The organism is Paenibacillus sp. BIHB 4019 (genome assembly GCF_002741035.1).
In the GTDB taxonomy this organism is placed as follows: domain Bacteria; phylum Bacillota; class Bacilli; order Paenibacillales; family Paenibacillaceae; genus Pristimantibacillus.
Map to the genome: position 1 here is coordinate 3,045,917 of NZ_CP016808.1, position 26,166 is coordinate 3,072,082.

Genomic DNA, 26,166 nt, shown 5'->3' on the forward strand with positions numbered 1-26,166 from the left:
AGCAAGCATGTCAGAGGAAAATAAAGGCTGGAGCGGACAGCTCCCCGAGTGGGTTCATGAGCAGGTTGTCGCATGGCGAAGGCATTTGCATCAGCATCCGGAGCTGTCCTTTGAGGAGACGGAGACGGCGCAGTTTGTGGAAGATACGCTGCGCAGCTTTGGCGGGCTGATCATCAGCCGCCCAACGAAGACGAGTGTGCTGGCGAGGCTTGTCGGTGCTTATCCGGGCAAAACGCTGGCGCTGCGGGCGGATATGGATGCTCTGCCGATAGCGGAAGAAAACACGTTTGATTATGCTTCGCAAAATCCGGGCGTCATGCATGCCTGCGGGCATGATGGACATACCGCTGTACTGCTCGCGGCAGCGCGTCTGCTTGTAGAGCAGAAGGAGCGGCTGCACGGCGAAATCCGCTTTATTTTTCAGCATGCAGAGGAGCTTCCTCCGGGGGGAGCGCGCGAGCTGGTCGAAGCTGGCGTACTGGACGGCGTGGATTGGATCGTAGGCGAGCATCTGGCCGCCCAATTGCCGGTTGGACAAATCGGCATCGTCTATGGGCAGATGTCGGCTTCGCCGGATAATTTCACTATTACGGTCAGCGGGGTTGGCGGCCATGCCGGTTTCCCTCACCGCTCGGTCGATACGATTGCGATTGGCGCCCAGATCGTGACGAATATTCAGCATATTGTGGCGCGTTATACCGATCCGTTGGAGCGGCTAGTCGTTTCCGTGACCCAATTCACGGCGGGAGCCTCCCATAATGTCATACCCGATAAGGTAACCCTGAAAGGAACGGTGCGGAGCTTCAGCGAGCAGGTGCGCCAGCAGGCGGAGGAGCAGCTGCAGCGCATTGTCGCAGGTATTGTTTCGGCACATAATGCGCAATTCGAGTTCCAGTATGTGTACGGCTATGATCCTGTCGTTAATGACGAAGCATTGACCCGCATCGTGGAGGAGGCGGCGATTGAAGTCGTCGGCAAGGAGCATGTCGTTCAAAACCCGCCGGGCATGGGCGGCGAAGATTTCTCCGCCTACCAGCGCAAGGTGCCTGGCACATTTATTAATATAGGCGCAGGCAACCTTGAGAAAGGCATCGTTTATCCGCATCACCATCCACGATTTGAGATTGATGAGGATGCATTGGCAAACGGAGTGGCCTTATTCGTAAAAGCAGCAGAAAAGCTAGTGGATTGGCAGTCATAATGCACAATAACAGGGAGGCACTTTATTTATGAAGCATTATCAAAAGTTAGGAATAATCGGATTGCTCGGCGCATTGCTCATCGTTTTCGGCTGCTCCAGCAACAGCTCTGCACCTGCAAGCTCGGAAGGAGCGGCTTCGCCTGCCGAATCAGCGGCGGCTGGCACGGCAGCAGGCGAGAAGCTGGCGACCGAACTGAAATATCCGCTCGCGCAAACGATTCCGACGCTTGATCCGCATCTGTCGCTTGGCGGAAGCAATTCCACGATAGCGGTCAATATTTATGAGGGGCTATTCGCCTTTAATGCCAAGTATGAGCCGGTTCCTATGCTCGCAGAGTCTTATGAGCTGAGTGAAGACGGGAAAGTATACACCTTTCACCTTCGTAAAGGTGTCAAGTTTCACAACGGCAAGGAGATGAAGGCAGAGGATGTAGCCGCCTCGCTCAATCGCTGGAAAAATACGGCGCCGCGCGCAAAAAGCTCTTTTTCCGATCGCGAGTTCGAGGTCAAGGATGACTATACGGTCGTGCTCAGCTCGGACGTGCCGAGAAATGATACATTGGCGCAGCTTAGCCATGTGCTTAATTTTGCGGCGATTATGCCGAAGGAGGTCGTGGATGCGGCTGGTCCGGATGGCGTAACCGAGTATATTGGAACCGGGCCGTTCAAGTTTGCGGAGTACAAAACCGACCAATACGTGCATTTGCAAAAATTTGCGGATTACCAGCCTGTCGATGCGCCAGCTGACGGTTTTTCCGGCAAGAAGGAAGCGCTCGTGAACGATCTGTATTTCACTTTGGCAACGGATAATGCGACGCGTTTCTCCTCTTTCCTCGCGAAGGACTTTAACAATGTCGACGTCAGTCTGGATAATTTGCCGCAGGTTGAGAGTGACCCTGATGTGGAAATCATCAAAAACCTGTCTACCGATTTCAATTTGGTTTTCAATAAAAAAGGGCCGCTGTTCTCGCAGCTGAAATACCGCCAGGCTGTCGCATCGGTGCTCGATGTGGACCAGGTTTTGCTTGGAATCGTGTCCACACCGGAACTGTACCGCTTGAATCCAAGCTACATGTACAAGGAAAATGCGAAATGGTACAGCGAGGCAGGCAGCGAAGCCTACAACCAGAAAAATCCGGACAAGGCGAAGCAGCTTCTTCAGGAAGCGGGCTACAATGGCGAGGAAATTACGCTACTGACGACCAAGGATACAGGCACCTTCTATAATGCAACGTTGATGGTGCAGGCGCAGCTGGAGCAAATCGGCATCAAGACGAAAATCGACATTTCCGATTACGCCACGATGCTGACGAAGCGGGCTGACCCGAATGGCTGGGATATTTATGTCGGTCCATTCCTCGTGCCTTCAACGCCTTCACAGCTGCTTTATTTGAACCCGACCTATGGTTTTGCTGATGATGCCAAGCTTGCGGAGCTGCTTGAAGCTTCTACCTCGGCTATTAGCGACGATGCGATTAAAGCGGCGAATGATGCGCTGCAAGCTTATGAGTGGGAGTATTTGGCGGCGATTAAGATCGGCGATATTTACAACTATAATGCGGTTCGCAAAAATCTCGTCGGCTTGACGTACCTCAGCAACATACCGAATCTTGCAAATACGAAGCTGGTTGAATAGCAGCCTTGCACAGCACAATACAGCATTGCAGCGGCATAAAGCAGGCATACAGCAGCTGCTTGCCGTGCGGAATTCTACTTTGGAAGGAGGTAAACGGTTTGACCGCTTTTATTGTAAAACGGGTGTTATCGTTGATCCCCATTCTTTTCATCATGTCGGTTATTGTCTTTCTGATCATTTACCTCATTCCGGGTGATCCCGCGCGCGTCATGCTGGGCGATGGCGCAGACGAAGCGACGATTCAGCAGCTGCGTGCCAATATGGGGCTTGATCAGCCCCTTGTTTTGCAATATGGCCAATGGATAGGCTCGGCGCTGCAAGGAGATTTAGGCGATTCTTATTTTTTGAAAAAATCGGTGTCCGCCGTCATAGGCGAGCATCTTCAGCCTACTTTGTCGCTCGCGCTGCTTGCCGAGCTGATTGCAATTGCCATTGCGCTGCCGTTCGGCATTTGGGCAGCCGTGAATCGCGGAGGCTGGGCGGATAAAGCATTGGCTGCCTATACGCTGCTCGGCATAACGATTCCCGGCTTTTTGCTTAGCATGTTTCTTGTGCTTCTGTTCGCCGTGCAGCTGAAATGGCTGCCGGTATCCGGCTATGCGCCAATTAGTGATGGACTTTGGAATTTCTTGAAATATTTAATTTTGCCCGGCATTTCAGTCGGCGTCGTCATGTCGTCGGTCATTGCCAGAATCGTTCGCTCCTCCTTTCTGGAGGTCATGAACCAAGGGTATGTGAAGACAGCGCGCTCGAAGGGGCTGCGTGAGCGGAGCATCGTATATAAGCATATTTTGCGCAATGCGCTCATTCCCATTTTGACGGTCATTGGCGGAACGTTCGGTACGCTGCTCGCAGGCGCGGCGGTCGTAGAGAGCATTTTTAACATTCCGGGACTGGGGCAGCTTCTGGTCCATTCGGTATCGCGCCGGGACTATACCGTTATTCAAGGCTTAGTACTGTTTATCGCGTTCACCTATGTGCTTGTTAATTTGGTCGTTGACCTGCTTTATGCGGTCGTCGATCCCCGGATTCGGTTGAATAAATAACAGAAAGGAGGCTGGGCGCGGATGGAAAAAGCACAGCCCTCGCTGCATCTGGCAAAGCGCAAGCGCACTATCGGCAATCGAAGGCGCGGACTGCTCAAGAAGCTGCTGGCAAGCAAAACAGCATCGGCAGGCAGCGTACTGATAATAGTGGTCGCCTTTATTTCCTTTTTTGCGCCATGGATATCCGTTTACGGTCCGCTCGACGTCGATATCGTCAACCGTTTGTCGCCGCCGGGCGCGGAGCACTGGTTTGGCACGGATAATTTGGGCCGGGACATTTTCAGCAGAGTGATGCATGGCACGCAAATATCGGCGCAGGTTGGCTTTGCCGTCGCTTTGTCGGTCGCCGTTCTGGGGCTTGTCGTCGGTTTGTATGCGAGCATGTACAAGTGGCTGGATCAATTGCTGATGAGGACGATGGACGCTTTGTTTGCTTTCCCGGCGATTTTGCTGGCGATTGCCATTATGGCCGCGCTCGGGCCAAGCGTTTCCAATCTGATTATTTGCCTGATTATCGTGTTTATTCCTTCGGTAGCCCGAATCGTCCGTTCAGCCGCGCTCGTTGCGAAGGAGCAAACCTATGTGGAAGCGATGCACGCCTTAGGCGCGTCACAGACGAGGATTTTGTGGCAGCATATTATGCCCAGCACGGTTTCGCCGCTTATTGTGCAGAGCTCCTTTATTTTTGCCGAGGCGATTATTGTGGAAGCCGCCCTTAGCTTTCTAGGGGCAGGCATTCCGGCTCCGATGGCAAGTCTCGGCAATTTGCTGGCCGATGGAAAAATGTATATATACAACTCATGGTGGATGACGCTGTTTCCCGGCTTTGCGCTCATTATTTCGGTACTGGCGATGAATTTGTTTGGGGATGGAATCAGGGACTTGCTCGACCCTCATGTTAGACAGGGCAAAGGGAAAAAATAGGGCATCGCAGCCGGCGGGTTGGAGTCCGACTAAGGAGGGTGGAAGAAATGCCGGAGGAGCTTTTGCTTGAGGTTAAAGCTTTACGAACTTATTTTCATACAGCACGCGGGAAGCTGGCCGCAGTCGACGGCGTTTCCTTTGATGTTAGGCGTGGGGAAATCGTCGGCGTTGTTGGAGAATCCGGGTGCGGCAAAAGCGTCACTGCCCAGTCCGTGCTGCGGCTGCTCGATGAGAAGCATGACGTGAGCTATGAAGGGGAAATCCGATTTGCAGGCAGCAATCTGCTTGGGCTGAAGCAGCGGCAAATGCGGGAAATTCGGGGCAATGAAATCGCGATGATCTTCCAAGACCCGCTTAGCTCGCTCAATCCGGTATACACCATTGGCGAGCAAATTATCGAGGCTATAGTGCTGCATCAGAAAATCAGACGCAAGGAGGCGGTTCGCAAAGCGATCGAGCTGCTAAAGCTGACGGGCATTCCTTCGCCGGAGCAGCGGGTGTGGGAGTATCCCCACCAGCTTTCTGGAGGCATGCGCCAGCGCGTCATGATTGCGATTGCACTGGCCTGCGAGCCGCAGCTGCTTATTGCTGACGAGCCGACGACAGCGCTGGATGTGACGATTCAAGCGCAAATTATGGAGCTGATTACGGAGCTGAATCGCAAGCTGGCGATGAGCGTTCTGCTCATCGCCCATGATCTGGGTGTCGTCGCGGAAACATGCCAGCGCGTCGTTGTCATGTATTTGGGACAGGTCGTTGAAATGGCTGATGTCGCCACCTTATTCGCCCGCCCGCTGCATCCATATACGATTGGGCTGATGGGAGCCATACCGCGAATGGATGGCGACAGAACGCAGGATTTGCAAGTAATTGAAGGCAGTGTGCCTTCGCTATCGAATGTGCCGACGGGCTGCCGCTTTGCGCCGCGCTGCGCCTATGCCGACGACCGGTGCCGCCGGCACATGCCGGAATTAACGCGCGATGCGGCTAGTGGAACGATGGTGCGCTGCTGGCATGCTGGTACCTTGGCCGAAGCAGCTGAAGCAGCTATAGCAGTCGTAGCAGCTGAAACGGCCGAGTCAGCCGAAGCATCCGAAAGAGTCGCAGCGAAAGGAGGCGTGCAGCATGCCATCTGCCCATGAACAGGAAGGCGGGCCCATGCCGCTGCTGGAAGTGAAAGGCTTATCCAAGCATTATAGTACGAAGCGTCCGGCATCCTTTCGCAAAAGTCTCGTTAAAGCCGTTGATGATGTTTCCTTTCACATTTATGAAGGGGAAACCTACGGGCTGGTCGGGGAATCGGGCTGCGGCAAAAGCACGCTCGGCAAGGCGCTGCTGCGCCTTGTTGAGCCTACTGCCGGAGAAGCGCTGTATCAGGGCGAGGATTTAAACCGCATGCCGAGCCGCCAGCTTCGGGCCAGCCGCCGGCAGCTCCAGATGGTTTTTCAGGACCCGTATTCCTCGCTGAATCCCCGAAAGACCATCGGCAGAACGCTGGAAGAGCCGCTCATCATTCACGGTATAGGCAGCCCGCAGGAACGAACGGAGCTTGCGCTGCGGATGCTGGCGACGGTGGGCTTGCAGGAGGAGCATTATGACCGGCTGCCGCATGAGCTGTCCGGCGGCCAGCGCCAGCGAATTGGCCTTGCCCGGGCTCTAATTCTTGAGCCGCGGCTCGTCATCTGCGATGAGCCCGTTTCGGCGCTGGACGTCATTATTCAATCGCAAATTATTAACCTGATGCGCAAGCTGCAGCGTGAATTAAAGCTGACGTATTTATTTATCGCCCACGATATTGGCGTCATCCGCCATATATCTGACCGTATTGGCGTCATGTATTTAGGCAAAATGGTTGAAGAGGCCCGAACGGACGACCTGTTCGCCCAGCCGCTGCATCCTTACACGCAGGTGCTGCTGTCGGCTGTGCCGATTCCCGATCCTGCGATGAAGAAGGAGCGGATGGTTTTGCAAGGCGACATACCCTCTCCACTGGAGACGGTCAGCGGCTGTGCTTTTCATCCGCGCTGCCCGTATGCGGTTGAGGCCTGCCGTAAGCAGGTGCCGCTCAAGCGGGAGGTTGCGCCGGGCCATTTTGCAGCGTGCCATCTTGCGTAAGGCCTGTGCACACAAGCTAAGCTATTGAGGGATAGGAGAGAGTAGACGATGAAGAAGAAAATTCATTTGGGCGTCTTCGAGGTGAACGCCGTCAATCATTTAACCCAAGGCATCTGGACGCATCCCGAGCAAAATCGCATTCATTATAATAGCATGGATTATTGGATTGATATCGCCCGAACTTTGGAGCGGGGCAAGTTTGATTTTATGTTTTTCGCTGACAGCTACGGCTATCCGAAGGAGAGGACCGAGCTTGCGTTCCGCGAGGCATCGGGTGCAGTAGGGAATGACCCGATGCTGCTCATTCCAGCGCTTGCGCAGGCGACCGAGCACCTCGCTTTTACGATGACGACCTCGACGACGTATGAGGCTCCATATGCGAATGCGCGCAGATTTTCAACGCTGGATCATATTACGAAGGGGCGAATCGGCTGGAACGTCGTGACGACGAGCAGCAAATCGGCCGCCGATTTGTTCGGCAGAAGCGAGTTTCTGCCGCATGATGAGCGTTATGATATGGCAGATGAATATATGGATGTCAGCTATAAGTATTGGGAGGGCAGCTGGCAGGATGATGCGCTGCTCGTTGATCGCGAGAAGCGGATATTTGCCGATCCGCAGAAGGTTCATAAGGTGAAGCATGAAGGGAAATATTTTAAATCGGAGGGGTACCATGCTTCGACGCCTTCCCCGCAGCGGACGCCGGTTATTTTTCAGGCGGGCAGCTCCGGAAGGGGACGCGCTTTCGCCGCGAAGCATGCGGAGGGCATCTTCCTCAAGGCGCCGACGACGGAGGTGCTGCGGGACCAGATCGCAGATATTCGCAGGCGGGCCGCAGAATATGGACGTGATCCGGCAGCGGTGAAAGTGTTCACCGGGCTGTCGGTTGTGGTGGCACAGACGCGTGAGGAAGCACAGCGCAAATTCGACGAGTATATGCGGCATCAAAGCGCTGAAGCAACGCTGTCCAGCTATGCCGGTGTAACGGGCATCGACCTGACGCAGCTTGATCCGAACGCTTATTTTGAAAATATTCATACCGAAATGGGCCAAACGCATACCGACCGTTTTACGAAGCACAGCAAGACGAAGAAGACGGTGCAGGAGGTCATGGACGATTTTGTGCAAAAGGGCTTCCGCGGACTGACCGTTGTCGGCACGCCGGAAGACGTTGCCGATCAAATCGAACGCTGGACGGAGGAAACGGACGTGGACGGCTTTAATTTGGAGCCGTATGTGCTGCCTGGCTCCTATGTCGATTTTGTCGATCTGGTCATTCCGGAGCTGCAAAAACGCGGGCTGTTCAAAACCGATTACGAAGCAGGCACGCTCCGCGAGCGGCTGTTCGGCAAGGGTGAGGCGCGCCTGCCAGAGCATCATCCGGGCGCTTCGTTTCGCACGCCGGCCGCTCTTGTCTAATCGAAAGAAAGTAGGAGACGATGATGTTTAACGACGAGTTGCTCCTCCAGCTTGTGGAGCAGACCGAATACACGCAGCGCCAAGCGGAGCTTCTCGCCCAGCTTCGCCGAATAGGCAAGCAAAGCATTGGGCCCGCTGCCATACAGGTGGATAACGAAGGAACGTATCCTTATTCCTCGCTCGCTGCGCTTAAGAGCGAAGGCTTGCAAAATCTGTCTGTTCCTGGGGCGTTCGGCGGTTTCGGCGCTGGCTACAAGGGAGATGCTGTGCTGCTCGTATTGGCGCTGATGGAGCTAGCTTCATGGTGCTCATCCACCTCGCAAGTATTTGCCTTGCACAATACGGGGGTACAACTGGTTCATGCGATGGGGGATGCGGGGCAGCAGCGATTTTTTTTCGAGGAAGTCCGGCGCGGCCACCTATTCGGGAGTTTTGGGAGCGAGGCAGGGGCGAATCGTTTCGTATTGGCTAATACGCTTCGCAAAGCAGAGGGAGGCTACCGGCTGAATGGAAAAAAGATTTTTGCAACCGGCTCGCCCGGCGCCAAATGGGCGTTTTGGCGCTCGGTGTCCGATGATGCGCCGGGCAATCAGGATGAACGGTATATGATGCCTATAGCAGAGCTTAATGGAGCAGGCATTACGATCCATAATGATTGGGACGGCATCGGGCAGCGCGGAACCGGAAGCGGAACCGTCATTGCCGAGGATGCTTTTATTCCAGAAGCGCATGTAATGGGAGGGCCAGGCGCTTATGCCGCCCATGCTCCTTTTTTTGCAGCACAGTTTCATATTCATTTTGCAGCCCAATATGTCGGGATTGCGATTGGCGCTTTTCGGGAGGCTGCTGCCTATTTGAAGGAGAAAGCAAGGCCTTGGTCAGAGGCCAAGACGGCGGCTGAGGACCCGATTGCGCAGCTCCGGGTAGGCGAAATGGCGGCCAAGCTGTCCTCCGCACAGCAGCTGGTAGTTCGCGGCGCACGTCTGCTCCAAGCAGTCAATGTGCGGCAAGGTGATCCGGAACTGCACAGGGCTGTTCAAGCAGCTGCGTCCCACGCCAAAATCATCGCAACCGACACCGCGCTCGACGTAACGAATGCAATTTTTCAAATTATGGGTGCCCGCTCAGCGACCAGAAGCTGCAATTTCGACCGCTATTACCGCAACGCCAGAACGCTCACGCTGCATGACCCGGTAGACAAGCAGCGCGAGGCGGCGGGCAAGCATGAGCTGGGACTATAGCTTAGAAATGCAATCAAACACGAACAAGCATAAACAAGGAAGCAATCCGAATGTCCCATTTGGATTGCTTCCTTATGTGTGTTTAGGTAGTGATTAGCTAGGCCCGAAGAAGCAAGCAGGAATAATGATATTATTGAAAACGCTTGCAAAAAATACTATACTTTGATCAAGCGGCAGAAGAGAGAGGGGTAAAGCATGAAAATCAGACATCCGTTTTTTTATCGCACGCTCCGCTTTAAGCTTTTGTTCGGCTTCCTGCTGCTTGTCATTCCGATTGTATCCTTCATGATCTACAACAATCTGTATGCGATTAATGTCGTACGGAATCAGGTCGCCCAGTCCAATAAAAATCTGATCAGCCTCTATATGGGTCAAATTGACCGCAACTTGGAGGATGTGGAGAAATATTTGTTTAATATAGCGGCGATGGAGACGGGCCTGCTCGTACTGGAGCAGCCGCGCGAGCAAAATCCCGACAGCTATACGTTCGAGAAAATCCAGCTCAGCAACCAAATGAGAAAGGAACTGCCCAATTATAAGTCGATGGACATCTTTTTCATTTACTCGCCGGTGAACGATGATATGATGAGCGTGTTCAGCATAGTCCCGGATTATGCTACCCGAGCCGCGATGGAGCAGGACATTTTAGATCATATCAAGCTTGCGAAGAAGCCGCTTGAGAAGGACTGGTTCGTCCAGCATATGGCTGACGGTGATTATTTAGCCTATGTCATTCAATACGGCGACATTTATATAGGCGCGATGGGCAATGTCGATCAGTTGATGGTACCGCTGCATTTAATTGATTTGGGTGAAAATGGCCGGGCCTTTCTGACGGATGACCGTATGAAGCCCATTATCGATACGCCGCTGGATGGCGGCATTTCGATTGAACCAAGCGGCAGCGGGAATGAAGGCTACCAGCTTACGGGAAGCGATGACCAATTTATCGCAGTCGGCGAGCGCTCCTCGCGAGGCCGCTTCGGGCTTGTCGCCCTTATTCCCGACAGCGTTGTGCTGCAGAAGCTTCCCTTTCTGCGCAGCATCGTCTCGCTCATCTCCTTTGGAGCGCTGATCATTTTGCCGATTATTTTGCTGCTGCTGCGCAAGCTGGTGCTTGTTCCAGTCAATCGCATTATTATGGCGATGCGCCGCATCGAGGATGGCAATCTCGATGTGCGGATTACGAAACCGTCCTCCACGTTCGAATTTGAGGTGATGAACGAATCGTTCAACCGCATGATTACGCAAATTCAGGAGCTCAAGGTCAATGTGCTGGAGGAGCAGCTGAATAACAAAAAAGCACAGCTTAAGCATTTGCAGCTGCAAATCAATCCCCATTTTTTTCTTAACTCGCTTAACATTGTTTATAATTTGGCCCAGGTGAAGGATTTTCATCTTATTCAGGAAATGACGCATTGCCTGGTCCAATATTTCCGGTTTATGTTCCGCAGCAATCTGTCGTTCGTGTCTCTGTCTGATGAGCTTGCCCATACGATGAATTATTTACGCATTCAGGAAATGCGCTTTCCGGGCGATTTGACCTTCGCTTTCCATACAGATGACAGTCTTGGCAGGGTGCCTATCCCGCCGCTAGTCATTCAATCGTTTGTGGAAAATACAATTAAGCATGCGGTAAATACGGATACGCAGGTTCACATTGCCGTTACTGCCAAAGCGCACAATGAAGATACGCTTTATGTCCGCATCGAGGACACGGGGGAAGGCTTCCCGCCGCAGGTGCTGGCACTTCTCCAGCGAGATATGGAGCTGAGCAATGAAGAAGGCGATCATATCGGCATTCAAAATGTGAAGCAGCGGCTCGGGCTGCTGTATCAAGACGCAGCACGCATGGCGCTTAGCGGCAGCTCTGGTCAAGGGGCGGTCGTAGAGCTGTGGCTGCCGATGCAACCAGAAGAGACAGGGGGACGACGAGGATGAGACAGCTGTTAATAGTCGATGATGAGCGGCATGCGGTACGGGGCATTAAGGCAGGCGTCGAATGGGAGGAGCTTGGCATATCGGTCGTGCATGAAGCTTACAATATCCGAACGGCTAAGGAAATTATGAGCGACAGCAAAATCGATGTGCTTATTTGCGATATTGAAATGCCGCAGGGCAACGGCTTCGAGCTGCTCGATTGGGTGAAAATCCATTACCCGCAGACGGAGGCGATGTTTCTTACTTGCCATGCGGATTTCTCCTATGCGCAAAAAGCGATTCAGCTAGGCAGCTGCGATTATATGCTCAAGCCCGTCCGTTACCCCGAGCTGGCCAGCACGGTCAAGCGCGCGCTGGACAAGCTGGCGAAAGCCGATCATGATCGCGAGAAGCTGCAATTCGCAGACATGTACGAGCATTATTACCGGCTGTGGGAATCGTACCAGCCGATGTTTATGGAGCGCTTCTGGCAGGATCTGCTTAGCCGCTCGATTCCTTCGACGAAGGATGGAATTCGCGAGGCGCTGGCGAAGCATAACATTGCTTATGAGGAACTGCCGCTCTATAAGCCGGTGCTCATTAGCGTTCAGCGCTGGCATAAGGAGCTGACGCTGCGCGAGGAGAAGATTATGGAATATGCGCTGCGCAATTCATTTGAGGAAATGATACTCGCGAAATCCGGGCTGGGACGAATTATTCAGGTGCGCAGCGGGGCACTGCTCGCGCTGCTGCCTATTCGCCAGGAGGGGGAAGGCGAGCAGCTGCATGAGCAGATCGATTCCTATATCGAGGCGTGCAACCGTTATTTTTTCTGCGACTTATGCTGCTATATGGGAAGCTCAGTACCTGTAGAGGAAATATGCGAGATGTACGAGCAGCTCGTTGAGATGGAGTCGCGCAATGTAACGCGCACGAACGAAAGGCTTAGTCCCGTCAATTGCGGCATCAGCACGGATGTTGCCCCGCTTCCTGTGATGAGCGGCTGGGCGGAAATGCTCAAGCTCGGCTGCGGGAAGGAAATGCTGGAGGAAATCGCTCAATACTTGGATGGCGTGAAACAGTCGGGGCAGGCGGATGCCAAGTGGCTGCGCAGCTTTTATGAGGATTTTCTGCAAATGGTGCATCAGGTGCTGCATGCGAAGGGACTGCGGGCGCATCAGGTATTTTCCGCAATGGTATTGATGAAGCGGGTAGATGCCGTAACCCGGTCTATTACTGACTTGTCGGAGTGGGTAGCTGTGCTCATTCATGAGGTCAGCGGCAATCTGAATAGCGTAGATGAGACGCAGACCGTCGTCGACAAGGCCAAGCATTACATCGCCAAGCATATGAGCGACGATTTATCGCGTGAGGATATTGCCAGCCATGTATGCCTGCATCCGGATTATTTGGCCCGCCTGTTCAAGAAGGACACAGGGCTGACAATTTCCGAATATTTGCTGCAGGAGCGGGTAGCGCTCGCGAAGCAAATGCTGGCGAAGACGGAGCTGGCGATTACAAGCATTGCCTATGAGCTGGGCTACGGCAACTATTCGCATTTTTCGAAAATGTTCAAAAAAGCGACTTCGGTCGGGCCGCAGGAATATCGCAAGCTCCAGCAAAGTGGGCAGGCAAAGGGAAGCTGATTTGCCCCCTTTCCTCTTACGAATCTAAAATAGCCCTTCAGTTCCACGGGTAGCGAGGCGTATGGCAAGCTAGTAAGCCATCTCCCATCCGCTGTGGAATGGAGGGTTTTGTGCGTTTACCAAAAAGCATCCGGGCGGCTGCGAATTAGTATTGCTTTTTTTCCAGTATTCAACTATAAATAGATCAGACTTAGGGCGGAGGTGCTGGCGGATTTGCAAGCAATGATCAAAATAATGCGCCGATTTGCCGAATACAAGCTGCTGAGCAGCGTATTCTTATTCACACTATTAATAGAAGTAGCCTATACAGTGGCTTCGCCGCTTAGCTTGAAATATTTGGTGGATGAAGCTTTTACACCGCGAGACTTTCAGGCGTTTATTATCATTATGCTTATTTTGCTAGGCGGGGGCATCTTGAATGTCATTGCCGGTGCAGTGTCGGACTATTCATTAGGCAAGCTGGCTGGAGAGGTCGTTCGCAAGCTGCGAACGGAGCTGTTTGCTCATATCCAGCTCCAGTCCTTGCCTTTCTACGAGCGTTATCGGGTTGGTGATTTAGTGACCCGCTTCTCGGCTGATATGGGCTCCATTGAACGGGTGATTCGCGGCTCCAGCCCGATGCTGCTCAAAGAATTGCTTGCTGTAGCGCTTGGGCTTATTATGCTGTTTACACTGGAATGGAAGCTGACGCTTGCCATGCTCGGGGGCTCGGTTCTCATGTTTGTGCTGCCGCAGCTTGTGCAGAAGCGCTCGGAGCGGGCGAATCGGGAGTACAAGGAGGCGCAGGAGCGCTTCTCCAATATGATCGATGAGATGGCCAAGGGGCACAAAACGATTCGGGGCCTGCATCAGCAAAGCCGGTTTCGCATAAGGGGCGACAACAAAATTACGGCTTTGTTTAAGACAGGCATGAATCTTCATATTAGTAACTCTTTAATGGAACGGCTGCCTTTAACGGCTTTGCTGCTACTCAATGGAATTATGATGGGCTTCGGCGGTTATTTAATTTTTCATGATGCGATGACTGTTGGCGGCTTTATCGCCTTCTTCACCTTGTTTATGAGCGTGGGGCAGTCGGGCTCGAATCTGGCCTTTCTCGTTCCCCAATTAATCGAATCAAACATCAGCTTCCAGCGTATCGATGAAATGATGGCCTGCAAGCCAGATTTGCCAGCAGCCGGGCACCCTGCATTACTGCCGGACACGAGCTTATCCCTGCGCATGGAACAGGTCACCTTTGGCTACAACGCGGGCATTCCGCAGCTGAAAGATGTCAGCCTCCAGATCGAAGCTGGCAGCTATGTTGCTTTCGTTGGCCCAAGCGGATCGGGCAAAAGCACAGCGCTCCAGCTGTTATCCCGCTTTTATGATCCCCAGCAGGGAAAAATATTTATCCAAGATGTCCCCCTTCAGGACATTAGCGAAGCCTCGCTTAGACAGCACGCTGCGCTTGTTTCGCAGGACACATTTTTGTTCCATATGACGGTGAGGGAAAACCTGCTGCTTGGCGACGATATCGCGGAAGCGGACATGATTGCAGCTGCGAAGCAGGCGGGCATCCACGACACCATAGCAGGCTGGCCGGATGGCTACGACACCTGGATTCGCCATGAAGGCGGCTCCTTATCAGGCGGGGAGCGGCAGCGTATTGCCATTGCACGCGCTCTGCTTCGCAGGCCGCAGCTGCTGCTGCTTGATGAAGTAACATCGGCGCTGGACCCGGCAGCTGAGGCGGATATTAACCACCTTATTGAACAATTAAAGGGTACTCAGACAATCGTAGCAGTCACCCACCGTCTCTCTTCTGTCGTAAATGCGGATCGAATTTTTGTATTTCAGGGCGGTCAAGTGGCAGAGAGCGGTTCCCATCAGCAGCTGATTAGGGAGCAAGGGCTTTACAGCAGCCTATGGGAGAAGCAGCATGGCTTCCATGTATCGGGAGATGGACGTTATGCGTCGGTGAGAGGAGAGCGGCTTGCGAAGCTGCCGTTTTTTGCCGGAATGGGTCCCGAGCTGCTGGAAGGCGCAGCTGAATTATTCACCTCCGAAACGTGCAGGGAAGGCGAAGCGGTTGTACGGGAAGGCGAGGAGGGCGATAAGTTTTATATTATCGTTCGCGGCATTTTTGAAATATGGAAGATGTTTGAGGGTCAAGAGGATAAGAAGGTAGCGGTATTGCAGGACGGCGACCATTTCGGAGAAATTGCCCTGCTGCGGAACATTCCGCGCACTGCCACGGTAAAGGCAGCCGGTTCCGGCGTCCTGCTGTCGATGCGGCGCGAAGCGTTCCATCGGCTGACGAAGGAGCATCCGCAGCTGCTGCATATGCTGGAGCAAACGCTTCAGCAAAGAATATAGCGCAGCGGCAGAGCAGAGCGGGAACATTTTCAGGTGCAGAGAGGGGGGATTTAAGGTGGCAATGGCGTATTTTAAACGGTGTGAAAATGATGAGGATTATGCAAAGGCCAGCTTGTTTCTATTGAAGCACAGGCGGGATTTGCATCCCGCTTATACGACAATGGACACGTTGTCGCTGCTGTACGCTTATTTGACAGAGGGACAGATCATTGTAGGATTGGATGAGCTGCACCAGATAAATAGCATTTCCGGTTTTTATTATGGGACGCCGGAGCAGGATTTTCAGAATAAAGCAGTAGTTTTTGTGGATATGGTCATTGTTGAGCAAAAGCATCGGGGAACGCGCTTGTTTGCAGAAGGGCTGAATTTTCTAGTCCATCATGTGTTGGAGAGTCGACCGGAGGTACAGGAGCTGAGCCTCGCAGCCTTGTCGGAAAATAAGCGGCTTTGCCGGATGTATGCCAAGTTTGTACAAGAAAAGTACAAGCGCGAGGGTGCGCTTGGAGAAGAAACGGTTTTTAGCGGTGAAATTAGAAAAATTGGTACTATGCTAAGAAAAACCAATCCAGTATAATCGTTTTTGTAGGAAAAATTATCTAGGAATGGAGGCGGACAAATGATTCCACCAATCGGATTTGGCAACAAAGACACCAAAAAAGGCAGCGGTTTCGGCAAGATTGTTAAGGTTAATGAAGCATTGAGAGCCCAAGCGAACTAATGTCGTTTATATTTCGTCCCTGTGCGCTTGAAATGGATGAAGAGGCGTACGCTGCGTTTCTGATTCAGCATCATGCTGAACTGAATCTGCCTTATTCCTTCCCGATGAAGCTAAGCTTTATGGGAGGGCCGCTCATTTTGGGAAAAGGCCTGCTGCTTTTTAGTGAGGAGCCTTATGAGATTGCAGGCGCTGCGGGCTTCGTCTGCGGGACGGGCGAGCATGATTATGAGGATCAGCATATTTGCCAGATCGAGATTGCTTTTATCCGCAAGGAATATCGTGGCACCAGGCTGTTTGCTCACGGCTTGAATGCGCTCATTGAATTAATGAAGAAATCAAGCCCTGACGTCCAACAGGTACAGTTTTGGGTGAGGGCGGATGATCGCCAGCTTGACAAGCTGCTGTCCAAATTTACAGCGCTGCGAGACGCATCGAAGTCACCCGTAATTCATCTTATGCTTTACAAAATCCCCTTTAGCGAGCTCGAAGGCTACGTTCAGAAACGAACTGCTAGGACTCGCCCCTAACCTTTGATAATGAAGGTTATCCGTATGTATTACTTTCCCAAACAGCTAATCTATTATGAAGCAAGCTTTTGATTGTTTAGCGCTCTCAGAGGCGCTTCCTAAAAGCGATAGTGAAATGAAGCACGAACGGAGGCGAGCACATGATCCCGCCAATCGGTCTTGGCAAGAAAGATATCAAAAAAGGCAGCGGTTTTGGCAAAATCGTTCAGGCAAATGAAGCCTTGCGAGTACAAGCGTAGAGGCTGCACATCCTCTTAGGCTAAAGAAGCTTGCGATGGCTAAAAATTGAATTTTGCGTTTCATATCCGGCTTCATGATGAACTGAATTCGCCAAATATTCCCTATGGAGCTGAGCTTCATGGGGAATATTTATTTTCTTTCCCAAATAACCGATATCCTTCAAGTGGTAAGCTTATTATAGATTGTGTCATATAGTGGCCTGCCTGAAAGAAGCCTGTTCTGTTCAAGCTATTGTACGGGGGCCAGAAGAATATAAATGAATCTCATTAGGCTAATGAGCTGGAGGAGGTAGGCATAGTGACTGAGGAAGAAGTATTAAGAGGCGGGAATGTTAATCACATTATTCGAAAGGAAAATACTGTTCTCCGACCCACTGGTTATTGGAGTCATAGTGTTCATGAACTGCTCAAACATTTAGAGAAGCAAGGGTTTGAGGGAGCGCCAAGATTTCTCGGAATCGACGATTCTGATCGTGAAATATTAACATTCGTTCCAGGTGAATCTCCAGGTAACGATTACCCTGAACTTGAATCTTACATGTGGTCGGATGAAACGCTTGTGGGTCTAGCAAGTCTTTTACGGCGTTTCCATGATGCGACTGTAGGATCTAATCTTATAACAAAGAGCAAATGGCAGCTTAGTTATATTGACGATCGTGAGCACGAAGTGATCTGTCATAATGACGCAGCGTTGTACAATGTGGTTTTTCAAGAGGGGATTCCTGTGTCGCTGATTGATTTTGACATGGCTGGCCCCGGTCCGCGCATGTGGGACATTGCGTATGCTCTTTACACATCAGTTCCGCTTGCGAGCTTCGCACCAGACCATTCTTCGGGAACAACGGTAGAGTATCAATCGAATGTACACTCAGCTGAGCGCCGTCGGCGGATACAGTTGTTTTTTGATTCGTATGGAACTCCCGTCCCTAACGAGCTTTGTAAGTGGATTATTCAACGATTGACTACCATGTATGATACGTTGAGAAAGGGTGCTGCCGAAGGAAATCTTGCCTTTAAGAAAATGGTTGATGAGGGTCACTTGGCCCACTATGAGAGCGAGATTCAATTTGTAACCGATCATTTCAATGATTGGATATTGAATTAAATATTAAGCTAGCATTATTTCAAAAAGCCAGCGGTATGCTAGAACTTTATTTTCCAGTTCTAGCATACCGCTGGTTTTTTTGTGTTGGCGCCAGTCTCATACGTATTATTCGCCCCGTTCCTTCAAGATGTCGGAAGATGACAACGAAGAAGTCGGTTTAGTCGTAGTGTGCTTGCCCGCGAAAAACTAAGATAGAGGTAGAAGAAGTGAAGGGGGAACCGCGATGGCGACGACTGCAAGCACAGCGACAGCAAAACCAGCGGAGCAGCAGACGGAAGTAAGACGGGCACAAAATCCCGTATTGAAAAGGCTGAAACGTTACGCACCATTATTCATTATGATTATTCCCGGAGTCATCTATTTGTTCATTAACAACTACTTGCCGATGCTGGGGCTCATTATTGCGTTCAAGGATGTCAACTTTGCCAAAGGCATTTTGGCCAGCGATTGGATCGGCCTTAAAAACTTTGAATACTTGTTCAAAACCGAAGATGCCTGGATTATTACCCGCAATACGCTGCTCTACAACATATCTTTTATTATACTAAACCTGATTATAGCGGTGGGCATTGCCATCTTGCTTAATGAAGTGAAGAAAAAAGTGGCCGCCCGTTTTTATCAAAGCATCGTGCTCATTCCTTATTTGATCTCAATGGTTATTGTCGGTTATTTGGTACTCGCCATGCTGAGCGGTGAAACCGGATTCATCAATAAACAGATCCTTCCGCTCTTCGGAATTGATCCAATCTCATGGTATAGCGAGCCTAAATATTGGCCGATCATTCTAGTCATCGTCAACGTTTGGAAAAATGTCGGCTACCTCTGCATCATCTATCTTGCAGCGATCATCGGCATTGATCCGGAATATTATGAAGCCGCTACCATCGACGGAGCAGGCAAATGGCGCCAAATTACGCAAATTACGATTCCGCTTATTGCACCCGTAATTACGATCATGACGCTGCTGCAAATTGGACGTATTTTCTACTCGGATTTTGGTTTATTCTATCAAGTACCACTGAACACTGGCGAGCTGCTTTCCACAACGAATGTTGTTGATACGTATGTGTACCGTGCGCTCATTAATCTTGGCGATATCGGGATGTCCTCAGCTGCAGGCTTGTACCAATCCGTTGTTGGCTTTGTGCTCGTGCTGCTGTCCAACTATATTGTAAGTAAACGAAACCGCGACAATGCGCTGTTCTAGGAGGTTAGGGCCATGGTAAATACGAAGGAAAAAATATTTCAAGCCGCGATTCATATTTTCTTTATCGCTGTAGTGCTCATGTGTCTAATGCCATTCGTGCTGCTGCTCACAACTTCCTTTACGAGCGAAGCGTCCATTGTCAAAGACGGTTATTCGTTATTCCCTAGCGAGTGGAGTCTGGATGCTTACAAGTTTTTATGGAATGATGCTGAAAATATTACGCGTTCATACGGGATTACGATTTTCGTCACGTTAATTGGAACGTTCATCGGGCTGTCGATATCCGCGCTGTTGTCCTACCCGATGTCGCGCAGCGATATGCCCATGAAAAAGCAGCTCGCCTTCTACGTCTTTTTCACGATGCTGTTCAATGGCGGACTCGTGCCGACTTATCTGATTTACACACAGGTATTCGATATGAAAAACTCTCTGCTGGCGCTAATTATTCCAGGCTTGCTGACGAACGGTTTCTTCGTCCTCATTATGCGGACGTTTTTCCAAAATTCGATCCCGCATGCGATTATTGAATCCGCTTCTATTGACGGTGCTGGAGAATTCAAAATTTTCTTCAAGATGATTTTGCCGCTGTCGCTGCCGATCCTCGCAACGATTGGCCTTATGCAGACGATTGGCTATTGGAATGACTGGTTTAACGGGCTCATTTATATTACCGACAGCAAGCTGTTCAGTTTGCAAAACCTGCTGAACCGGATTTTGCTCAACGCCCAGTTTATTCAGAACAACGCCTCAACGCTGAATGCGGGGGAAGTAGCCAATGCGCAAATTCCGCTGGAAACGGTAAGGATGGCCATGGCGGTTATCGGCGTAGTGCCGCTGCTGTGCGCATACCCTTTTTTCCAAAAATATTTCGTCAAAGGGCTTGTTATTGGTGCCGTTAAAGGTTAATGCTGTTAAACGTCTGGCTATTCACGGCTTTCAGCCGGTTAGCATACAAGCTTGAACAAACAGGGAGGTTGCAGAGATGAGAAAACGGACAAATGGAATAGTGGCGATGCTGCTGACGGTTATGCTGGTGCTTGCAGCATGTGGCGGCAACAGCGGCGGTTCAACATCGAATGCCGGAGCAACGAATGCTGCAGGTGGAGAAACAGGCGGAGCGTCTGAACTCAAGCCTTATGAAATGACGGTGGCTTTCTTAAGCATCGGCAATACGAAGGATTTGGCTGAGGTTCAAGCCGAAGTCAATAAAATTACCCAAGCCAAAATCAATGCAACCGTTAAATTCCTTCCTATTGATATCGGGGCATGGCAGCAGCAGATGAACCTGATGCTGGCGGGCAATGAGCCGCTGGATATTCTCGTAACGGGCACAGGACTTAACTTTGGCACGCAGGCTGCTAAGGGCCAGCTCGTAGAGATGGATGACCTCCTGGCAAAATACGGACAAGATATTCAAAAGGTTGTTGGCGGAGATGTCATCAAAGCCGGCTCCTCGAATGGCAAAATTTACGCGATTCCAAGCGTGCGCGACTGGGCAGCAGATTATGGCCTCGTTATGCGCCAAGACATCGTAGACAAATACAAAATTGATGTCAATGCGATTAAGACGCTGGATGATTTGACGGCTGTTTACCAAACGATTAAAGACAATGAACCGGGCATGGCAGCTGTATTGCCGGAAGGCCCAAGCTTCTCGGTTATCCAATCGATGGTGGGCAGCGTCATTGACCCGCTTGGCGACGAGAATGGTGTACTGGTCGGCTTTGATGGCGAGCTGAAAGTCGTAAACTGGTACGAAACCCCTGAATATGCGAGCTTGGTGAAAAAAGCAAGAGATTGGTACAACGCGGGCTTTATTCCTAAAGATATTTCAACGAATCAAACGACTTCCGAGCAATTGATCAAGGCTAACAAGGCGTTTGCTTTCATGGCGCATATGAAGCCTGGCTACGAGAGCAAGGAGTCGCTGCTTACAGGTACACCGCTCGTTGCAGCACGTATTTCCCCAGCGATTTCGACGACTTCCTCGATCGCTAACATTATGTTCGGCATTGCAAGAAACTCCGAGGACCCTGAGCGCGCCATGATGTTCCTGAACCTGCTTTACTCGGATGCTGACCTCATTAACCTGATCGACTACGGCATTAAAGGCAAGCACTATGAAGTGAAAGAGGGCAATATTATCGGCTTCCCGGCTGGCGTAGATTCCTCCAGCTCGACTTACAACCCGACGCATGGCTGGATGTGGGGCAATCAGTTGCTTTCCCATATTTGGGAAGGGGACAGCGCAGATTTGTGGACGAAGCTAGATGAGTTCAATAAATCGGCGGTTAAATCGAAAGCGCTGGGCTTCAGCTTTACAGCAGATCCTGTCAAAACAGAAGTGGCAGCTGTTCAGAACGTGAAGGAGCAATTCAAGATTGGTTTGGAAAACGGTACGCTTGACCCGGATAAATATTTGCCAGAATACATCGCGAAGCTAAAATCAGCAGGCATGGATAAAATCGTGGCCGAAAAACAAAAGCAGCTGGATGAGTGGGCGGCAGCCAATAAATAAAATTCGAAGGAGTGAAGGTCTGGCATGAGCATTCAAGCAGGCATCAACATTTATTCCGTCTATGAGCAGCTTGCTCAAGATTATTACGGCACTTTGCGCAAGCTTGCGGAAGCAGGCTATACCCATCTGGAAATGCTAGGCTTCAATATGGTGAAAATGTCGCGGTTCAGCGATGAGTTTCCGGCCAAGGAGGTTGCCGCCGAGCTGGCGGCCTCCGGCCTAAAGGCCATCGCAGCCCATGAGGGGCCGATGCCCGGCGAGGAACTGCTCGCCCATCGTTGGGATGAGCTAATGGATTATTATGAACAGCTTGGCTGTACGTCGCTGGTGCTGCCATCCGTATGGATGGACGACCGTGACAGCACGCTGCGTCTCGCCGAGCAGCTGGAGCAGCTTGGCGGCAAGCTTGCACAGCGCGGCTTCCAGCTTTACCTCCATAATCACGCCCATGAATTTAAGGCGGATGGCGACACGACGCTGTTTGATATACTAGCCGCACATACCGATCCGTTGCATTTGAAATTTGAGCTTGATCTCGTGTGGGTGATGCGGGCCGGGGTTGATCCAATTGCAGTAATGGAGCGAGTCGGCGACCGCTGCGATATGATTCATCAGAAGGATTTCAGCAAGCAGCTGTCCGGCCCGCTTAATTTATTCGAATCCATTCAAGCGAACGGCGACGAAGGGCTTGGGCTGATGGATGTTTACCGCAAATATATCGTGCCCTCGGACTTTGTCGATCTCGGTACAGGAGCTTTCGATTTTGCCCATGTGTATGGGAGGATCAAGGAGCTTGGCCATGTGAAATATGCATTGGTTGAAAATGAAGGGAAATCCGCGGATAAGCTTGCCAGCGTCCGCAACGATCTGGAGTATTTGCGCACATTCATTTAAAATATAAAAATTTATATGCTCACATTTATAACTATGCTTATATTTCATCGCGAAACGGTTGCTTTGCCGCCAAAAGACGGCTTTCGGCCGTTTCATCTTAGGAGGCTGCAAACGATGGGGAAATTGAAAGCAGGCATTATAGGCTGTGGAGGCATCGCCTTTCAGAAGCATATGCCGTCACTGAAAAACAATAGCGATTTGGTTGATATGGTTGCATTCTGTGATATTATCCCGGAGCAGGCAGAGAAAGCGGCGCAGCAGTTCGGCACAGAGGATGCCAAAACGTATACCGACTATAAACAGATGCTCGAAGACAGCTCTATTGATATCATCCATGTGCTGACGCCCAACTTGCAGCATTCATTTATTACAGTAGATGCGCTGGAGGCAGGCAAGCATGTAATGTGCGAGAAGCCGATGGCGATTAACTCGGCAGAAGCGCGTAAAATGCTGGATGCGGCAGATCGGACAGGCAAAAAGCTGACGATTGGCTATCAAAACCGTTGGAATGACGATTCCCAGACGCTGCATCAAGCTTGCCGGGAAGGCGCGCTCGGTGAAGTGTATATGGCGAAAGCCCATGCGATCCGCAGGCGGGCGCTCCCGACATGGGGCGTATTTGCCGACAAGGAGCAGCAAGGTGGCGGCTGCTTGATCGATATTGGCACGCATGCGCTTGATTTGGCGTTATGGTTTATGGACAATTACAAGCCGAAGTCCGTCAGCGGCTCGGTGTTCTACAAGCTGCGGGATAAGCCGGAGGGCAATATGTTCGGTCCGTGGAAGCCAGAGGAGCTGGAGGTAGAAGATTCCGCATTTGGCCTCATTAAGATGGAAAATGGCGCAACGATTTTCCTTGAAAGCTCCTGGGCTTTGAATACGACAGATGTGAAGGAAGCGAAGGCATCGCTCTACGGCACGAACGGCGGCGCAGAGATGAAGCAAGGCGCGGATTATGCTGGAGAGCTGATCTTCAACAACGTCCAGTTCGGCAAGCTGATGGAAACGAAGGCGGCTGCAGGTCCCGGCATTGCGTATTTCGGCCCCGGCTCGAATGATCCGGGTACGAAGGAGGCTCGGCAGTGGCTGGAGGCGGTTATCCATGATAGGGAACCGCTTGTGAAGCCAGAGCAGGCTTTCGTGGTGACGCAAATTTTGGAAGCGATCTACGAATCGGCAGCGACAGGCAAAGAGATTTATTTGTAAAAAGCATGCAAAGAAGCCCGCAGCGATATTCGGCCTAGCCGAAGCTGCGGGCTTTTTTGCATATTAATGAAGCTTATCGTTATTTTCATTGTAAATGAGAAGATTTATCAATTATAATATAGGGACTAAGAGATAGATCGAGCGGTTCTTTTAAGGCAGGGAGTGGGGAGGTTGGGGAATTGAAGCTGGACGAGCATATAAAGTTATGGAATCAGGCGGCTATAAAAATATGGGATATTCGCCATGCCGTCATGCAGCCAGGGGAGCTGTTGGAGGATTATTTGCTGCCGTCAAGCGGCTTCATTTACAGTGTGCGCGGTGCTGGGCATTTGAAGCTGGACGGCGACGAGCATGAGGCTCAGCGGTTTCATATCTTGCATGGCGGCAAGGGCATGCGGCTGGATGTGTGGGCGGAGGAAGAGTTTGAATATTATTTGCTATTGTACCGGGCGGTATATGCATTGCCGGGCAATAAAGAGCTGGCGCGGCTGATGGAACGGCATCAGCCATTTGCGCTGCAATATGGTTTTCAGCCGCAGGAGCCGCTGCCCTTGCTTCGTCCGCTGGATTTGATTCGGAAAGCGTGGCAGCAAGCAGATGATTTGGACCGTATCCAGATTAAGGGGCTATTTTATCAATTTATCCATGAGCTGCTCCGGCAAATGAAGACGCAGGGCATTAAAGTGAGCAAGCCGGACCTCGTTACGCAGGCCATCCGCTACATAGAGGAGCATTTTCAGGAGGCCATTACGCTGGAGTCGCTGGGTGAAAAGCTGAATTACAGTTCCCGGCATCTATCGATGCGCTTTAAAGAACATACGGGAGCAAGTCCGATCCATTATTTGATTCAAATCCGGGTGAAGCGTGCGGCTGAGCTGCTCATTGGCACGGATGCGGCACTGAATGATATTGCGCTTGAGGTTGGTTACGCGGATGTGTATTATTTCAGCCGAATTTTCAAAAAACATACCGGCTTATCGCCCGTTCGTTTTCAAGAGCGGGAACGCAACAAGCGGCTTTCAGAAGATCGTCCATTCATCTTATCTGAAAAATCCATTGGAACGGGCAAGCTGGCGCGTTATATTGGTAATTATGATAATCATTATCAATATAAACGTGGAGGGTCTGTTCGAATGAAAAGAAATACAACATCGGGTCTCGCTATTAGCTTATTGCTTACGTTAACGCTATTGCTAGGTGCCTGTTCATCAGGCACTGCGAATACGAGCACGAACGCTGGAGCTTCTCCTTCGCCGGGCAATACGACGGAATCAGCGTCACCTGCGCAAAATGACAGCAGCCAAGCGTCTCCTGCGGAAGCAGCAACACGCATCGTCAGCACAGAGAAAGGCGATGTGGAAGTGCCTGCCGAGCCGAAACGCGTTGTTGTACTTTACATGCTTGGCGATGTAGTGGCCATGGGCGTGAAGCCGGTCGGTGTTTCGGATGTATACGAAGGAGCGGCGTTCGAGCAGGAGCTTGCAGGCATTCAAACGCTTGGCAAATGGTTCGAGCCGAATCCTGAAGCGGTGCTTGCGCTTGATCCTGACTTGATTATTACACCTTCTGAGGAAACGTATAACATGCTGCGTGATATTGCTCCAACGGTTTTCATTCAGCCGTTTAACGATAAGACGACGGAATCACGAATGAATATGCTGGGCAAGGTGTTTAATAAGGAGCAGGAAGTTAAGGCGCTGCTGAACAACTTCAATAAGAAAGTGGAAGAGAGCAAGGAGAAGCTGAAAGCAGCAGGCGTTTATGACAAGACCGTTTCTATTATTGAAGGCGGGAAGAAGGAAATGTCAGTTGTCGCCAGCAAGCAGTTTGGCCGCGGCTCGCAAATTATTTATGAATACCTCGGAATGAAAGCTCCGAAAGTAATTCAAGATATAATCGATTCGGGGAAAGGCGACAACCAGATCGTATCGATGGAAGTGCTGCCGGAATACATGGGCGATTATATATTCCGCTCCTCGTATTCAGGTATGGATGATCTGTCCGAAAACGCAATTTGGAACAGCATCCCAGCCGTAAAAGAAGACCGCTATGTCGAAATTGAATTTGGACTTGCATATTACAGCGATATTTATTCGATGGACAAGCAGCTTGATTTTATCGTGGAGAAACTGCTCGAGGGTGCGCCGAAGGCATAGCAACTTTATATTAAAGCTAGCCAGCTGTTCTATAACAGCTGGCTTTTTGCTGAGTGAATGCCCGTTCACATGCGCGAATAGCGAAGTGTG

The 26,166-nt window shown here is 51.1% G+C and carries 20 protein-coding genes; all 20 read left to right on the forward strand.

Features of this window, described 5'->3' with window-relative positions; translation table 11 throughout:
• Positions 1–7: 7 nt before the first annotated feature.
• The 20 genes from BBD42_RS12915 to BBD42_RS13010 all read left to right on the forward strand — a co-directional run bounded on the left by BBD42_RS12915 (position 8) and on the right by BBD42_RS13010 (position 26,076).
• Positions 8–1,201, forward strand: a complete 1,194-nt coding sequence (locus BBD42_RS12915) for an amidohydrolase (protein ID WP_099518461.1) — start codon at positions 8–10, stop codon at positions 1,199–1,201.
• Positions 1,202–1,229: 28 nt separating this feature from the next.
• Entirely contained in the window at positions 1,230–2,837 is a 1,608-nt protein-coding gene (locus tag BBD42_RS12920; protein ID WP_099518462.1) for an ABC transporter substrate-binding protein, read from the forward strand.
• Positions 2,838–2,935: 98 nt separating this feature from the next.
• Positions 2,936–3,883 carry an ABC transporter permease gene (locus tag BBD42_RS12925; protein ID WP_099518463.1) on the forward strand — a complete coding sequence of 316 codons (948 nt, stop codon included), beginning with the start codon at positions 2,936–2,938 and terminating at the stop codon, positions 3,881–3,883.
• 21 nt (positions 3,884–3,904) lie between these two features.
• Positions 3,905–4,807, forward strand: coding sequence for an ABC transporter permease (locus BBD42_RS12930; RefSeq protein ID WP_099518464.1), 903 nt, complete (start codon positions 3,905–3,907; stop codon positions 4,805–4,807).
• A 47-nt stretch (positions 4,808–4,854) separates the two neighbouring features.
• Positions 4,855–5,949 carry an ABC transporter ATP-binding protein gene (locus BBD42_RS12935; RefSeq protein ID WP_099518465.1) on the forward strand — a complete coding sequence of 365 codons (1,095 nt, stop codon included), beginning with the start codon at positions 4,855–4,857 and terminating at the stop codon, positions 5,947–5,949.
• Positions 5,933–6,922, forward strand: coding sequence for an ABC transporter ATP-binding protein (locus tag BBD42_RS12940; RefSeq protein ID WP_150131544.1), 990 nt, complete (start codon positions 5,933–5,935; stop codon positions 6,920–6,922). Before BBD42_RS12935 ends, BBD42_RS12940 begins: the two co-directional genes overlap by 17 nt.
• Positions 6,923–6,970: 48 nt before the next feature.
• Positions 6,971–8,341 carry an LLM class flavin-dependent oxidoreductase gene (locus BBD42_RS12945; protein ID WP_099518466.1) on the forward strand — a complete coding sequence of 457 codons (1,371 nt, stop codon included), beginning with the start codon at positions 6,971–6,973 and terminating at the stop codon, positions 8,339–8,341.
• 20 nt (positions 8,342–8,361) lie between these two features.
• Positions 8,362–9,582, forward strand: a complete 1,221-nt coding sequence (locus BBD42_RS12950) for an acyl-CoA dehydrogenase family protein (protein ID WP_099518467.1) — start codon at positions 8,362–8,364, stop codon at positions 9,580–9,582.
• Positions 9,583–9,777: 195 nt separating this feature from the next.
• A complete protein-coding gene (locus tag BBD42_RS12955; protein WP_099518468.1) occupies positions 9,778–11,523 on the forward strand; it encodes a sensor histidine kinase in 1,746 nt (581 codons plus the stop codon).
• Positions 11,520–13,148: a response regulator transcription factor gene (locus tag BBD42_RS12960; protein ID WP_099518469.1), complete on the forward strand. Its 1,629-nt coding sequence runs from the start codon at positions 11,520–11,522 to the stop codon at positions 13,146–13,148. Before BBD42_RS12955 ends, BBD42_RS12960 begins: the two co-directional genes overlap by 4 nt.
• Before the next feature lie 222 nt (positions 13,149–13,370).
• The gene (locus tag BBD42_RS12965; RefSeq protein ID WP_150131545.1) at positions 13,371–15,506 is read left to right on the forward strand and encodes an ABC transporter transmembrane domain-containing protein; all 2,136 of its coding nucleotides are present in this window, start codon (positions 13,371–13,373) and stop codon (positions 15,504–15,506) included.
• Positions 15,507–15,561: 55 nt separating this feature from the next.
• The gene (locus BBD42_RS12970) at positions 15,562–16,080 is read left to right on the forward strand and encodes a hypothetical protein (protein ID WP_099518471.1); all 519 of its coding nucleotides are present in this window, start codon (positions 15,562–15,564) and stop codon (positions 16,078–16,080) included.
• A 143-nt stretch (positions 16,081–16,223) separates the two neighbouring features.
• Positions 16,224–16,751 carry a hypothetical protein gene (locus tag BBD42_RS12975; RefSeq protein WP_099518472.1) on the forward strand — a complete coding sequence of 176 codons (528 nt, stop codon included), beginning with the start codon at positions 16,224–16,226 and terminating at the stop codon, positions 16,749–16,751.
• Positions 16,752–17,288: 537 nt separating this feature from the next.
• Complete coding sequence (locus BBD42_RS12980; protein ID WP_237163463.1) at positions 17,289–18,095, forward strand: aminoglycoside phosphotransferase family protein; 807 nt, start codon at positions 17,289–17,291, stop codon at positions 18,093–18,095.
• A gap of 337 nt (positions 18,096–18,432) precedes the next feature.
• A complete protein-coding gene (locus tag BBD42_RS12985) occupies positions 18,433–19,302 on the forward strand; it encodes an ABC transporter permease (RefSeq protein WP_099521592.1) in 870 nt (289 codons plus the stop codon).
• Positions 19,303–19,314: 12 nt separating this feature from the next.
• Positions 19,315–20,208 carry a carbohydrate ABC transporter permease gene (locus tag BBD42_RS12990; protein WP_099518474.1) on the forward strand — a complete coding sequence of 298 codons (894 nt, stop codon included), beginning with the start codon at positions 19,315–19,317 and terminating at the stop codon, positions 20,206–20,208.
• 76 nt (positions 20,209–20,284) lie between these two features.
• On the forward strand, positions 20,285–21,820 hold the full coding sequence (locus BBD42_RS12995; protein ID WP_099518475.1) for an ABC transporter substrate-binding protein: 1,536 nt from the start codon (positions 20,285–20,287) through the stop codon (positions 21,818–21,820).
• Between the two features lie 24 nt (positions 21,821–21,844).
• Positions 21,845–22,714 carry a sugar phosphate isomerase/epimerase family protein gene (locus tag BBD42_RS13000; RefSeq protein ID WP_099518476.1) on the forward strand — a complete coding sequence of 290 codons (870 nt, stop codon included), beginning with the start codon at positions 21,845–21,847 and terminating at the stop codon, positions 22,712–22,714.
• A 114-nt stretch (positions 22,715–22,828) separates the two neighbouring features.
• Complete coding sequence (locus BBD42_RS13005) at positions 22,829–23,920, forward strand: Gfo/Idh/MocA family protein (RefSeq protein WP_099518477.1); 1,092 nt, start codon at positions 22,829–22,831, stop codon at positions 23,918–23,920.
• Between the two features lie 179 nt (positions 23,921–24,099).
• Positions 24,100–26,076: an AraC family transcriptional regulator gene (locus BBD42_RS13010; RefSeq protein ID WP_099518478.1), complete on the forward strand. Its 1,977-nt coding sequence runs from the start codon at positions 24,100–24,102 to the stop codon at positions 26,074–26,076.
• Positions 26,077–26,166: the final 90 nt, after the last annotated feature.

What these genes read in the sequence shown, in the direction of transcription:
- BBD42_RS12960 (WP_099518469.1), top strand. Translation starts at nt 11,520, where the DNA reads ATGAGACAGCTGTTAATAGTCGATGATGAGCGGCATGCGGTACGGGGC.
- BBD42_RS13000 (WP_099518476.1), top strand. Translation starts at nt 21,845, where the DNA reads ATGAGCATTCAAGCAGGCATCAACATTTATTCCGTCTATGAGCAGCTT.
- BBD42_RS12985 (WP_099521592.1), top strand. Translation starts at nt 18,433, where the DNA reads ATGATTATTCCCGGAGTCATCTATTTGTTCATTAACAACTACTTGCCG.
- BBD42_RS12935 (WP_099518465.1), top strand. Translation starts at nt 4,855, where the DNA reads ATGCCGGAGGAGCTTTTGCTTGAGGTTAAAGCTTTACGAACTTATTTT.
- BBD42_RS12995 (WP_099518475.1), top strand. Translation starts at nt 20,285, where the DNA reads ATGAGAAAACGGACAAATGGAATAGTGGCGATGCTGCTGACGGTTATG.
- BBD42_RS12990 (WP_099518474.1), top strand. Translation starts at nt 19,315, where the DNA reads ATGGTAAATACGAAGGAAAAAATATTTCAAGCCGCGATTCATATTTTC.
- BBD42_RS12975 (WP_099518472.1), top strand. Translation starts at nt 16,224, where the DNA reads ATGTCGTTTATATTTCGTCCCTGTGCGCTTGAAATGGATGAAGAGGCG.
- BBD42_RS13005 (WP_099518477.1), top strand. Translation starts at nt 22,829, where the DNA reads ATGGGGAAATTGAAAGCAGGCATTATAGGCTGTGGAGGCATCGCCTTT.
- BBD42_RS12915 (WP_099518461.1), top strand. Translation starts at nt 8, where the DNA reads ATGTCAGAGGAAAATAAAGGCTGGAGCGGACAGCTCCCCGAGTGGGTT.
- BBD42_RS12950 (WP_099518467.1), top strand. Translation starts at nt 8,362, where the DNA reads ATGATGTTTAACGACGAGTTGCTCCTCCAGCTTGTGGAGCAGACCGAA.
- BBD42_RS12955 (WP_099518468.1), top strand. Translation starts at nt 9,778, where the DNA reads ATGAAAATCAGACATCCGTTTTTTTATCGCACGCTCCGCTTTAAGCTT.
- BBD42_RS12920 (WP_099518462.1), top strand. Translation starts at nt 1,230, where the DNA reads ATGAAGCATTATCAAAAGTTAGGAATAATCGGATTGCTCGGCGCATTG.
- BBD42_RS12965 (WP_150131545.1), top strand. Translation starts at nt 13,371, where the DNA reads ATGATCAAAATAATGCGCCGATTTGCCGAATACAAGCTGCTGAGCAGC.
- BBD42_RS12930 (WP_099518464.1), top strand. Translation starts at nt 3,905, where the DNA reads ATGGAAAAAGCACAGCCCTCGCTGCATCTGGCAAAGCGCAAGCGCACT.
- BBD42_RS12940 (WP_150131544.1), top strand. Translation starts at nt 5,933, where the DNA reads ATGCCATCTGCCCATGAACAGGAAGGCGGGCCCATGCCGCTGCTGGAA.
- BBD42_RS12945 (WP_099518466.1), top strand. Translation starts at nt 6,971, where the DNA reads ATGAAGAAGAAAATTCATTTGGGCGTCTTCGAGGTGAACGCCGTCAAT.